The sequence below is a fragment of the Mesorhizobium sp. M7A.F.Ca.MR.176.00.0.0 genome (assembly GCF_004023165.1).
Taxonomy (GTDB): Bacteria; Pseudomonadota; Alphaproteobacteria; order Rhizobiales; family Rhizobiaceae; genus Mesorhizobium.
Genome location: NZ_RZTC01000161.1, coordinates 1 through 10,714, shown reverse-complemented (window position 1 = coordinate 10,714; position 10,714 = coordinate 1). Strand labels below are relative to the sequence as shown.

General features: G+C 58.5%; 13 protein-coding genes and 1 tRNA gene. 5 read left to right on the top strand and 9 right to left on the bottom strand.

Annotation, left to right across the window (positions count from 1 at the left end):
* The 3 genes from EOB59_RS31765 to EOB59_RS31755 all read right to left on the bottom strand — a co-directional run.
* Nucleotides 1-342 (bottom strand): hypothetical protein (locus EOB59_RS31765; RefSeq protein ID WP_164895813.1); only part of this gene is annotated, 342 nt, incomplete at its 3' end.
* Complete coding sequence (locus EOB59_RS31760; RefSeq protein ID WP_128290092.1) at nucleotides 343-606, bottom strand: hypothetical protein; 264 nt, start codon at nucleotides 604-606, stop codon at nucleotides 343-345. It abuts the gene before it with no gap.
* Nucleotides 607-623: 17 nt separating this feature from the next.
* Nucleotides 624-1,403 (bottom strand): terminase small subunit, encoded by a 780-nt coding sequence (locus tag EOB59_RS31755; RefSeq protein WP_245486844.1) that lies wholly within the window; start codon nucleotides 1,401-1,403, stop codon nucleotides 624-626.
* A 278-nt stretch (nucleotides 1,404-1,681) separates the two neighbouring features.
* Between EOB59_RS31755 and EOB59_RS31750 the strand changes: the two genes are divergently transcribed.
* On the top strand, nucleotides 1,682-2,092 hold the full coding sequence (locus EOB59_RS31750; RefSeq protein ID WP_128290091.1) for a hypothetical protein: 411 nt from the start codon (nucleotides 1,682-1,684) through the stop codon (nucleotides 2,090-2,092).
* 30 nt (nucleotides 2,093-2,122) lie between these two features.
* Entirely contained in the window at nucleotides 2,123-2,545 is a 423-nt protein-coding gene (locus tag EOB59_RS31745; RefSeq protein WP_164895812.1) for a hypothetical protein, read from the top strand.
* 4 nt (nucleotides 2,546-2,549) lie between these two features.
* Here EOB59_RS31745 and EOB59_RS31740 read toward each other — a convergent pair whose 3' ends face one another.
* Nucleotides 2,550-4,658: a sialate O-acetylesterase gene (locus EOB59_RS31740; protein WP_128290089.1), complete on the bottom strand. Its 2,109-nt coding sequence runs from the start codon at nucleotides 4,656-4,658 to the stop codon at nucleotides 2,550-2,552.
* Between the two features lie 129 nt (nucleotides 4,659-4,787).
* Here EOB59_RS31740 and EOB59_RS31735 point away from each other — a divergent pair, with 129 nt between their 5' ends.
* On the top strand, nucleotides 4,788-5,453 hold the full coding sequence (locus tag EOB59_RS31735; protein ID WP_128290088.1) for a hypothetical protein: 666 nt from the start codon (nucleotides 4,788-4,790) through the stop codon (nucleotides 5,451-5,453).
* A gap of 20 nt (nucleotides 5,454-5,473) precedes the next feature.
* Here the strand turns inward: EOB59_RS31735 and EOB59_RS31730 are convergent, their stop codons facing one another.
* The 4 genes from EOB59_RS31730 to EOB59_RS31720 form a co-directional block, all read right to left on the bottom strand.
* The gene (locus tag EOB59_RS31730) at nucleotides 5,474-7,255 is read right to left on the bottom strand and encodes a hypothetical protein (RefSeq protein WP_128290087.1); all 1,782 of its coding nucleotides are present in this window, start codon (nucleotides 7,253-7,255) and stop codon (nucleotides 5,474-5,476) included.
* Between the two features lie 25 nt (nucleotides 7,256-7,280).
* Nucleotides 7,281-7,442: a hypothetical protein gene (locus tag EOB59_RS35440; protein ID WP_164895811.1), complete on the bottom strand. Its 162-nt coding sequence runs from the start codon at nucleotides 7,440-7,442 to the stop codon at nucleotides 7,281-7,283.
* A gap of 5 nt (nucleotides 7,443-7,447) precedes the next feature.
* The gene (locus EOB59_RS31725; RefSeq protein ID WP_128290086.1) at nucleotides 7,448-7,651 is read right to left on the bottom strand and encodes a helix-turn-helix domain-containing protein; all 204 of its coding nucleotides are present in this window, start codon (nucleotides 7,649-7,651) and stop codon (nucleotides 7,448-7,450) included.
* 181 nt (nucleotides 7,652-7,832) lie between these two features.
* On the bottom strand, nucleotides 7,833-9,044 hold the full coding sequence (locus EOB59_RS31720) for a tyrosine-type recombinase/integrase (RefSeq protein ID WP_206622086.1): 1,212 nt from the start codon (nucleotides 9,042-9,044) through the stop codon (nucleotides 7,833-7,835).
* Between the two features lie 44 nt (nucleotides 9,045-9,088).
* Between EOB59_RS31720 and EOB59_RS35435 the strand changes: the two genes are divergently transcribed.
* A tRNA-Val gene (locus EOB59_RS35435) sits at nucleotides 9,089-9,169 on the top strand.
* A 46-nt stretch (nucleotides 9,170-9,215) separates the two neighbouring features.
* Here the strand turns inward: EOB59_RS35435 and EOB59_RS31715 are convergent.
* On the bottom strand, nucleotides 9,216-9,569 hold the full coding sequence (locus EOB59_RS31715; RefSeq protein WP_128290085.1) for a hypothetical protein: 354 nt from the start codon (nucleotides 9,567-9,569) through the stop codon (nucleotides 9,216-9,218).
* Nucleotides 9,570-10,242: 673 nt separating this feature from the next.
* Here EOB59_RS31715 and EOB59_RS31705 point away from each other — a divergent pair.
* Complete coding sequence (locus EOB59_RS31705; protein ID WP_128290084.1) at nucleotides 10,243-10,500, top strand: PepSY domain-containing protein; 258 nt, start codon at nucleotides 10,243-10,245, stop codon at nucleotides 10,498-10,500.
* The last annotated feature ends 214 nt before the right edge of the window (nucleotides 10,501-10,714 follow it).

Here is a 10,714-nt window from a genome sequence, read left to right as displayed (position 1 = left end):
GATGAACTCGGCAATCGCCGCTTCAATGCGATTTGCGGCGGTCAGGAGGCCTCTTGCATGCGTCTTGGCGATGTCGAAGTGTTTCCGGCGCTCGACTTCCTCTTTGGCCTCCCGTGCGGCGGCTTCGGCCTCCTGGGTGCGATCAAGCGCCCTCGACAGGATGCGGCGATCCACGGCTAAGCGTTCCAGCCTCTGATTGATATCGGCGGCTTTGCGGGCAGCATCGGGAGCGCCGGCAACCGCATTAACTGCCACCTCATCGAATGCTTGGCCTAGGGAAATGACGAGCCTGTCCAGCCCGGCGATCTTTTCGCTGATCTCGCGTGACGTTTGCTGGGTCATCTAGGCCACTCCTGCCCAGGCAATGGCAGCGAGTTCGGTAACCGTCTTGTCGCCTGCGATGGAAGGCTTGGCCATGGCGTCCAGTGCCACTAGAGCAAGACGCTCCTGGTATGCGCGCGATGGCTCTGAGACGGGCCGAAGCTTCCTGATTTCTGCCTCTGCGGCGTCAATAACGGCCTTGGCGGCTCGGACCTGAGTTACCAGGCCGTCAAGCTCTGCGGCCTTCGACTGGATCGTTTCGATGTTGCTGGCAATGTCTGCCATCGGTCGTTCCCTTTCTTTCATGTGTTGCGGCGGGCGCTCAAAAACCCGTCATCAGCATTTTCGTAGTCAGTGTCGGCAAAGCCCTGCCGATCTGGGTATTGCAGGATGGGTTGATACGGAGCGGGAGGCTTCGGCTCCGCCCAATCGGCTCTGACCGGCAAAGGCGCGGAAGCTTGTTCCGGCTTCGGCGCGGGTTTCGGCCTTTGGGTAGGTTCTGGCGCTGGAACCGGCGCAACATGAGGCGCATCTATCGCCGCCACCTCACGTGACTGAGCACGCGAGAGGCGAGAAAGACGATCAGCGAGACCGTCCAAGCCCTTAACTTCTAGCGTGTCACGGAACGCGGCCACCGACACATGCCGGCCAATAGCTTCAAGCCGACGCACGCGGTCCGAAAGCTTGATCTTTTTTGCTAAGCCGATCTGTTTGCGATCCTCACCACGACCATCAAACAGCGCCTCGATCTCGACGCCAGCAACAAGCCCACGCCGCCAAACTTCCGGCCATTCATGCACAGGCAGGAGATCGCCGCTCTCCTCATCGTAGAGGTCTGCAAGATCGGCCTCGCTCTCTTCGTGCAGCCGCTTGAGGAGATAATCGGCATCGACTTCGACGCGATCCAGGCGCTTTTGCTGCCCTTCCTCTATCGCGCTCAATATCTCAGGATCATCCAGGAGCCGGGATGCCATGACCTGTGCCGACGATGAGGCGTAGCCGGCACGCAATGCGGCTTCTGTGGCCGTTTCAGACCTCAGATATTCTTGAACGAACCGACGCTGACGATGTGTGAGTGCCATAAAAGAACTGTTAGCGGCACTCGGTTGGCATGAGTTTCCGCCATATACAAAAATAGCTTTTTGAGCGTTTCCGGATTACCGGATTAACCGGATCAGTTTTGCCCAAACGCGGAAATTTCGCAGTAGAGGCTCATGTATATGCACGCCTACTGCTAAATTCATGGACGCGGCTCAAATTGATCCGAAATATCCGGTAATCCGGCAGGCTGCTGTACTCCATGCGGCCTTGACATTGGTTGCTGCCGACTTATCAAATCGAGGCAAGCAGGGGGTGCTACATGAAGATTCGGAGTATTTGCGCGTTGATCGCACTATCGGTCGCGGCTGGGTGCCAGACATTCGAGAATATGGACGCCGGCCTTGTCTCATTACGCGGGAAACCATACCAGGCAGCGTTCGACGTTCTCGGCTTTCCCGATGCCGAAAACGCAATTGCCGGCAAGCGGGTGTTCACGTGGGGAAGCCGAAATGCCGGCTCCTATACCGTTCCAACATTCAATTCGAGCACAGCCTACGTGAATGGAAAGCCCATCTATGTCCAGTCGCAGGGGACCGCGACCGAAACTTACGATTACCATTGCAAGATTGACGTGATCGTTGGAGATTCGGGCCTTATTGAATTCACTAAATACGATGGGAACATTGGCGGCTGTGAGAGGTACGCGCGCCGGTTCCCTAAGGCTCAATGAGCGTCCCGGTAATCTGGGTGGAGGGTGTCGGTGAGTAGAAGCAATCTGGAAATACAAGACCAACTGCGCGGTGCGATAATGGCCAAACTTCTGGAGGGAGGCGTCTCGCGCCAGAACCTTTCGTCAGAGGACTTTGAGCAGCCGTTCGAGGACGAATTCCATGGCATGAATTCGTTCGACACCCTGTTCATGGACATGCTGATCTGGCTTCAGCAAGAGGGGTTCATACGACACGAAGGGTTTCATACCGGCAGCAACGGTGAAGCATGCGTGACGCTCTGTTCCCCTACCGCTATGGCGATGAAACAACTTGACGAAAAGGTGCCTGGTCCCGGCCCTGTTACCGTCCGGGAGATCGTCGCGACATCATCTGGCCCGTCATCCGAAAGCTACGGTCGCCTGGGCGCATTCTTTGGCGGGCTTATCGGAGGCTATCAAGGCTCGATCGGCTGAGGGATCAAGTCGTCACTGCCTTAACAACGGCAAATACAATTACGATCGCCTCTGAGAGCGATCCTGCCGTGTTGTTCCTCACGTCGATCGTGGCCGATCCCGCAGCGCACCTGGCATTAATTGAGTAAGCCCCAGGCGTTCCGCCCGAGGTATGGTTGAGGATTAGTATATCGCCGGCTGCGATGGCGCTGTCGGTCAGCATGAAGCTAACGATTGTGCCGGCCGCCAGCGCCGCAGCATTCATGGTGATTTGGCCGCTAGCCTTGTTCAGGGTTACGCCTGTCGCCTTATTGGTCGCCTGAGCGACCGCGCCACCAGCGCCAGCGCCGTAGCCTATGCCGCCATTTCCCAGGACTTTTAAGGAGTTGTCCACGGTAACACTGGGTGCGCGCACCCGCAGATTGCCTGAGCCGGTCCACTGCAAGTCACCTATGGCGTCCTGCCTCGATGAGAGGGTGAGAGTTCCCCCAGCCGAGGCCAAGCTCAAATCAGCTGACGCCCCCGCACCAGCGGAAAGGTTCGCGAGAATTATGTTTACGAGCGCCGCGACATCACGGCGAATTCCAAGGACATTGTTGCTGTCATCAGGAACGCCCGGCGTTCCGATATAGAAATTCCCCGACACCGGGTCCACATTTAGGCCAAGTATCGATGGTGTTCCGTGGCCGAGCTTGCACTGCTCCCACGCCATATGACCAGCCACGGCGTAGCCCTCGCCGGTCATATGGAGGTAGCTGGTCGGGGCGTCCCAATAGCCAACAGGCAACGCCCCGGTGAAGAAATACTTCTTTGTTGATGGATCGCGGCTGACCAAGGAGGTGAGATACTTGTTGAACAGTTTCACACTGCTGTCAGCCAGCAAACTGGTGCCGACCAAAAGGATTGGCGTTTCGTACGGGAACCAGTCTTCACCACGAAAGCGGGTCTGAACAGTCTGAAAATTCCCGATATATGTGGACGAAAGACCTGCGAGCGCATCGCTTTCGCCCTGCCACCACAACATCATGTCGATGTGATCGACACCGGCAGCGGCGAGCGCCGGGACAACGTTATTGGCGATAGCGGCATACATATCGATCGGTGCCGCGCCGGGCAACCAGTTGGCTATCGGCCTTGCATCCTTGGATATGTTGATGAGGTAAACGGCACACGTTGGATTGTCTCTGGCCACTCCTGCCGCGAATGAATGGCAGAAGTTTATTTTTGCCCCGGACGGAGCAACGAACGCGGTTCCGATAACTGTGGAGGTATCAGTCACGCCGTCGAAATTCCAAAGCAGAAGGTTCGGAGGCGGTGACCAATCATAGACGGGCGTGCGTGTCATGTTTGATTGGCCGGTGGCCAGGATGACGATGGGCTTGCCACGATCAAATGCGATATCCAGATCGTACCCCGTTTCGTCACTATTGACGAAAAGCTGCTTGCCGGCGTCACCAGGGAGGATCAGGGGCAGATTGATGCCAGCTGCACTTGCGGCTGCTTCATCAGCAGACACATCAGCAGATACCGCTGATGCTGCCGCCGCCACCGCCGATCCAGCGGCAGCGCCAGCGCTAGCGGCAGCTGCTACAGCCTGGGCCGGCGCAGCAATGATTGCCGCCATGTTTGCGGACGCTGTATTCACCGCTCCAATGTTGTTCGCGACGGTATCGATCTCGTCGGCGCTATCCGCCAGTCGCAAAATGTCTGCAACAAGGCCATCAAGCTGCTCTGGGTCTTCCGATGGCGGGATTGTCACCGCGCGGTTGATTTGCTCCTGCAACTGCTGATCGCGCATGACGGCCAGATCAAGCCCGTTCTCGACCGTTTCCGCGTAGTACGCGCCTTGGTTTTCAAGGTCGATTTCTTGCGTAAACGGGACGTGAGGCAACATCGTCAACGTGTAGTTCAGCGGCAGTGGCACAGTGAGCGCCACTTGCCCGCCTGCCGGGTTGCCAACATCGGAAACGATGTAATCGGCGTCGAGCGTCAGGATCGTTTCGGTCCCAGCCGCGTCAGCCTTGATTACCCTGAGATAGCTCTCGTTCGTGATCTTGAACTCATAATCAAAAACGGTCGTGACCCCGTTCCCGTTGTAAGGACCGGAGCGGTTGGTTTCGCTTGGAACAGTCATGATTTTCTCGCGCCCAAAGAGGTTTCGGGCACGATAGGAGCCGATGGTTGGAAGCTAGAATTTTGCCGACTATGACGAATCAAGGCTGGGCGTGCTACCATTCCAATCGCACTGGGGAGGTAGTTTTGCATGTCAGCACCAATGGCATTTTGCCCGGTTCACGGGATATTCCCTGCCTTTGGCACTGTCGGGATATCAGGCGGCGGAACAATCGAAATAAGTCATTGCGTGGTAGACTGTCCTCACCCCAAGTGCGGGCGCGAATGTGAGATTCTTCCCGGCGAATACACCGCCAAGGAGGACGGGAAACCTTGGGAGTACAAGGTTGGCTCCAGTATCTCGCCAGAGGCTCTGAATGCTCTGAGAGGCATCGTAGAGCGAATACAACGCAACGAACTCACTCCAGAGGAGGCGGTCGAGCAAGTAGCTCAAGTCGCCCCAAAACTAGGCCGTCTGATGGAGCGCTCCATCACTATGGGCCTGCCCGTACTGTCCTTTCTGGTCGCCCTCATAGCTCTGTACTTGCAGTACGAAGGCAACCGCTCCTCGGACGAGTTTGAAACGGCGGCGTTGGACCTAATGGCCAGGCAGACGAAAGCCGTTGAAGTATTGGTGACTTCAAAAAATGACGAGCGCAAAAACCGCGTTGACGACAAAGGCCGTAGCCCAACCAAGGCAAAAACCGGCAAGAAGCCGGTGGCGGTTAAAAGCCCATCCAAGCGCCGTAACCACGTCAACGACGAGCGAAGGCGCAAATTGGTCCAGCAGCGAAAGGACTTTCCTCGCGGGAGATAAGCGGTATTCCATCTCGTTTTTCACCAGCTATCGAACTGAGGTTCCTGTGTGTCGGATGATTGCAGCGCGCGGTCTGGATCGCCGCCAGAAACGCGCCAAACGCTGCTATTGCTGTTGCGGTCACGTGGCATCTGTTCAATCCAGCGCCCACCAATTCTGGTTCCCTCGTACCGAGCGAGATAGCGCCCGAAGCGCTTGGAAGAAAATACTCCGCCCCTGTCGATGAAGAATGCGAGCGCTTCCTTGAGCGGCGGGCTTTCGCCGACCTTGAAGGCTATTTGCCGCGACGTGAACGGCCCGCTAGGCAACGCTTCGATGATCTCTGCAAGTTCGTCCTTCTCCGGGTCCGCCGCCCGCTGTGCAGCTACGTCGCCTCGGCAGTCGGCCAGGCCAAGCCATATCAGCGAGGATCGAACGAGGTCGCTCCAATCTTCAAAGCTGCCCATCGGTGAGGCTCTGCTTGGCGTGCCTGCTGAGAGGTAGGCGCGCATGATCGTCAGGGCCGCCGCGACAAGCTCCGGCCTCTTGCGCATGGCTAGGTCAATCGCATCAAACTCGAAACGCCTGTCCTCGGGTCGCTCAGTCTTTGCATCTAGCCTGATCTGGATCGTGCGCCGGTTTAGATCGCCGTAGACCGTCAGGTTGTTGCCTGTGGCGCAAATCAGGCTGGTCGCGGGAATGCGAACGTTCTTTGAAGAACCGAGTACGCGAACCTGAACCTCGTCTTGTGTTAGCATCTGGCACAGCTGGTCGCTGCGCAGAATGTGGGTGACGTTGTCGATGCTCAAAATCTGATCACCCGCGAGCGCGCACGCTCCGATCCGTTTCTCAAGCTCCGCCTCATCTGGTGTTGGTGTGACAACAGCCGCTCGCCGACCGGTTGCCATGACTGCGGCGATATCGACTACCAAGCTCTTGCCGGTACCGGCAGACGGCGCAGTTACGGCGAACATGGGCGCAGTCTTCAGGCTGGGTCGCATCACGCTCGTAATCAGCAGTGCCAATGCAGCAGCGCGATCACTTTCGTTGACGAAAGGAAGCTGAGCGATCGGCTCCGAGAGAACGGCAAGAGCTTCCGTCGCGTGGCGTTTAGACGGGTTGTCCGGGACGTGCCTCCAGAGCCTTCCACCTACCAGGAGCAAACCAGTATCAGCGTCGTATCCCGGCTCGCTGATGACCGTGCCGTCATGGCGTAGCGTCGGCGCGCTGATGACAGCCTTCAAGCGGGGCATGGTCCAATTGTGGCCCTTCCTCGCGAGGACCATCCTTGCCACCTCAGGCGGGCAGTCGCATGGCACAAAGTCGTTGACCCGTAGGTTGAACTTTAGGAACAGCGCCCTCTCCGTTAGCACCTCCATGAGCGCGGCTTCGGTAAGGGTTGTGACGATTACCGAGCCGTCAGGGCGGCTGATATTCTCTCCATGTTTCGCGACGGTCAGAGTTTGCGTGGGCGTGACGTGTGTGACCGGACGGACAAGTTCGTCCGCGCGGGCGAAAATGCCAACCTCTCGATTTGAGAGGACGGCGACCGCCTGCGAGACGGCGCGATGAAGCTCCCCTTTGACCACCTTGATCTTGGGTTTGACGCGCGGTGGCTCAGGCTGGGGCGCGGTGAGCGCATCCGGGCGCTCAGATGCCTCGCCTGCCGGCTTCTGCGCCTGTGGCGGCGTCCACGGCCTTGCGGTTGCCCTCATGAACGCGTCCAATTCGGGCTTAGTCCAGCCGTCATCCACCGCGTCGGCGCAATCCCAACCCTTCTTTGGCAGCTTGCCTGCCTTCCAGTCCGAAAATGAATAGGCCATGCGGACATTCATTCGCCGCGTCTGATCAGATGTCGTCATTTTCAGGAACTGGCACTGCCTCGACCGGGGTCGGCTTTGTTTCGTTTTCGGCTGGCGTTGGCTTTGCGGCTAGATGCGGGAACGGGACAACATTATCGCCGACGATCTGATGACCCGTCTTCGCGCAAAAAATGATATCGACGGCCATGACGATCACACGGCTGGCGCTTCTTCTATCAGCCGGCGAAGGCTTTCGACTGGAACGAGCGTGCGCCCGCCCACCTTGCGAAATTCAACCTTCCCCTCGCGGTGAAAGCGATAGAGAACTGATCGGCCTACGCCGATAGCCCAACACGCTTCATTAATGGGGTAAGCCAGGCGTTCGAGCTTGGGTTTGGTGAATTCCGAGTTGTCCATTCTGTGCAATCCTTGTTGGTTGTGCAAATCAGCGTTGAATGCACAAACCGTAGGTGCTGATGGTTGCCGCAACCACTCGTCGTTACCTGGGGAGTGATCACAAGGATTGAGCGAATTTTCCCGATATCACGCAAGAGTATTGCGCGTTGGCTTAGGTTGAGGGGATAAAATGCCAGCAGGATCAAAGCACCAAACCCGCCAGCGCTTCGGCGGCGGCATCCCCGACGAGGTGCCCGTAGTGCTTCTCGATCATAGCGACAGACGTGCCGCTGATCTGGGCCACGGTGAGTACCGGCAGGCCCGCCGTAACGAGATCGGTCAGGACGCAATGCCGCAGCGTGTAGGCCGACACGGCGGCGGGCAGCTTCGCTTTTGCTACAGCGTCCTTAATCGGGCCTTTCCATGAGTCCTTGTTCCAGGCACCCCCACCGCCTCGCGTGAAGATCGGTGCGCTCGGCAACTTGTCCTTGCTTTGCTCGGTCAGAAATTCGGCGATGTTCGAAGGCACCGTGATCTGTCGTGGCTTGCCGTTCTTGTCCTGGCCGATGGTGAGTGCCCGAGTTCGCTTATCGAAATCCCCGACGATCAGGCTTGCCAACGCGCCCGGTCGCAGTGGCAGCAGGCACAGGCCGCGCACGAACGGTGCGGCGTCAGCCTCCACCGCCGCCAGGAGGCTCTTGCGCTCGGCGCGGTCCAGGTAAAGTTCTCGTCGCCTGTCAGCACCCTTTGCGGGTTTGAGGGCTTCCTGCCATGCGGCATCCGTATTCGGCGCGCCAGGCGTCAGCAGCCGCCCCAATGCGGCGCGCAGCGGCACCATATCTCGATTCACGGTCGACTGCGAGCGAGGCTTGGTGATTGTCTCACCGCCCTTGTTGCGCGTGACGAGAGCTGGAGCGTTTTCGAGCCGCTTCCGCCATTCTCGGAGGTGATGGCGGCGAAGTTTGTCGATCCGAACCTTGCCGATTGGATCATCATAGACGTGCCGTCGAAACACGCCCTCCGCGATCGAGCCGGGCCTGTCCTTTAAGTAGGCCTTGCAGGCGTCGGTGACTGTCTCGACGTTTTCGGCTCGAACGCCGCCGCTTTCGACTTGATCCGCCCAAGCCTCGGCATCTTTCTTAGCCTGTGTGAACACGTCGTTGCCGTCGAGCGTGCCATAGTCACCGAGCGGCTTGCGGACATACTTGAACCTGTCCGCGTCATAGGCCCTTGCGAACCAAGTGCCCTTGCCGCCCTTGCGTGACGGGCGGAACCCGACGTAGCAGCCGACGCGAAGCCGCTGCCAGTGGGGCTCATCACCCGGCTTGGGTTTTAGTCTCCCCCGCTCACCAATCCTTGATAGGTCCATCGCCATGCCCCATGAAACCCATGAAATATCCATGAAATACGGCATCGCACGGATTGGCACAAGGATGCATATATTTCAAACGCTTAAGTGTGCGAATCCGTGCAAGGTTGTCCGGCTTCTCACCCTTCACACGGGTGGGGTCGCAGGTTCAATCCCTGCATCGCCCACCAAAATCCTTACGGAAGTCGGCGATGTCTGGAGATGCACGAGCCGCGATCAGCGCTTCATCGAGTGCAGGATGGCCTGCATGTGCTCTTCCAGGTCGAGTTCACCCCGAGCCTCAGCGGTCAACAGGTAATCGGCCTTGGCCTGGCGGTCGCCTCGGCTGATCGCCGGATAGGAGCAGATGGCCAGCAAGGCTTCCTGTTCGATCCGGTCTGCCCTCTTGCGTTCGTGGCTGCTGCTGCCCACTCGATGAACAGCCCTGTGAAGCCCGACATAGCTGGCTTCATGGGCTCCGATCAGCGCCCGCAATTCGGGTGAGGCCCCTTCCGCTTCGGCAAATTTCGGTTCAATGACCGAGGCCACGGCGGTGAACGCAAGAAGTGTACGGCGGGTGACTTCGGGCATGGCTCATATCCCTGCTGTCTGATCATGCAGGCACACCATAGCACCGGCGCAACGGTTCGAAGAGATGCTCCGGGACGCGACCACACTGTCTGCTGACAAAATGTATTCGCTTCCGTAGCCCGCCCGCCCAGCAGCCGGTGTGGCCTTAAGTCGCAATGATTGGCTTGCGAAAGCAGGGTTTCGGGGCTTCATTGGCACTGCAACCAACACCATATGGTGATCCACAGCCCTCCAAAACGAGAGAAGCTCGCTTTGACGCGGTCGCACAGCGGCCGTCAGCCGGCAATGGCTATGAACCAGGAACCTGAAAAACCATGCCAGAAAATGTCAGACCGATTTCGAAAGACGTCCCCCTCATTCAGCTAGGCGTCTATCAGTGCCGCTTCCCGGTGAGCGAAGACCGGTCAGTGCCCGGCGGTTATCGCTTCTGTGCCGGGCCAACTTCGGCGGATCGCGTCTATTGCGATCACCACCACAGCATCGTGACCGCCGTCGACCCTCGCCGAACCCGTTCAGGTCTCCACCCCGCTCAACGACGCGCCGCGTAAGTCAAACGGGCGGCGGCCCTCATTCGGGCAGCTGCAAACCGGTGGACTGAATCGGCACGCATTCCGGCTGCGGAACAAACCGGCACGCCAGCGAGTTTCTGTCCGACGAAACTTGAGGGAAAGCCATGTCCAGATTGCTTCTGGCGACCAGCGTCGCCGTTCTTCTCGCCGGCGGGGAAGCCTTGGCCGCGGACGACAAGCTGCTGCCGCCGCCCAATGCCAAGAAGCTGTCGGAGATCATCGCCAAGGTCGAGCAGCGCGACGGCTTTCGCTATGTGGACGAGGTCGACTGGGACAGCGGCGCCTACACCGTCACCTATTACACGGCGGACAAGGCAAAGGTTGAAATCACCTACGATCCTGTGACGGCGGAGCCGAAATAGGGTTCGCCGCATCAAATTAGCCAGCCTTTCCCGGCGCCGGCGCCGCCCCTCACCTGCCTGCCGGCATCCTCTCCCCGTATAGTGACGGGGAGAGGGACGCTGTCATTTATGATTTCGCCAATCACCAACGTTACAGAAACTACGCCTAGGTTGCGGCTAGCCCCTTCTCCCCGTCACTATACGGGGAGAAGTGCCCGGCAGGGCGATGAGGGGC

Bases quoted from the DNA above. Each gene is read 5' to 3' on its own strand.
- EOB59_RS31760 (WP_128290092.1), bottom strand. From the start codon at position 606: ATGGCAGACATTGCCAGCAACATCGAAACGATCCAGTCGAAGGCCGCA.
- EOB59_RS31755 (WP_245486844.1), bottom strand. From the start codon at position 1,403: ATGGCACTCACACATCGTCAGCGTCGGTTCGTTCAAGAATATCTGAGG.
- EOB59_RS31750 (WP_128290091.1), top strand. From the start codon at position 1,682: ATGAAGATTCGGAGTATTTGCGCGTTGATCGCACTATCGGTCGCGGCT.
- EOB59_RS31740 (WP_128290089.1), bottom strand. From the start codon at position 4,658: ATGACTGTTCCAAGCGAAACCAACCGCTCCGGTCCTTACAACGGGAAC.
- EOB59_RS31735 (WP_128290088.1), top strand. From the start codon at position 4,788: ATGTCAGCACCAATGGCATTTTGCCCGGTTCACGGGATATTCCCTGCC.
- EOB59_RS31730 (WP_128290087.1), bottom strand. From the start codon at position 7,255: ATGGCCTATTCATTTTCGGACTGGAAGGCAGGCAAGCTGCCAAAGAAG.
- EOB59_RS35440 (WP_164895811.1), bottom strand. From the start codon at position 7,442: ATGGCCGTCGATATCATTTTTTGCGCGAAGACGGGTCATCAGATCGTC.
- EOB59_RS31725 (WP_128290086.1), bottom strand. From the start codon at position 7,651: ATGGACAACTCGGAATTCACCAAACCCAAGCTCGAACGCCTGGCTTAC.
- EOB59_RS31720 (WP_206622086.1), bottom strand. From the start codon at position 9,044: ATGCCGTATTTCATGGATATTTCATGGGTTTCATGGGGCATGGCGATG.
- EOB59_RS31715 (WP_128290085.1), bottom strand. From the start codon at position 9,569: ATGCCCGAAGTCACCCGCCGTACACTTCTTGCGTTCACCGCCGTGGCC.
- EOB59_RS31705 (WP_128290084.1), top strand. From the start codon at position 10,243: ATGTCCAGATTGCTTCTGGCGACCAGCGTCGCCGTTCTTCTCGCCGGC.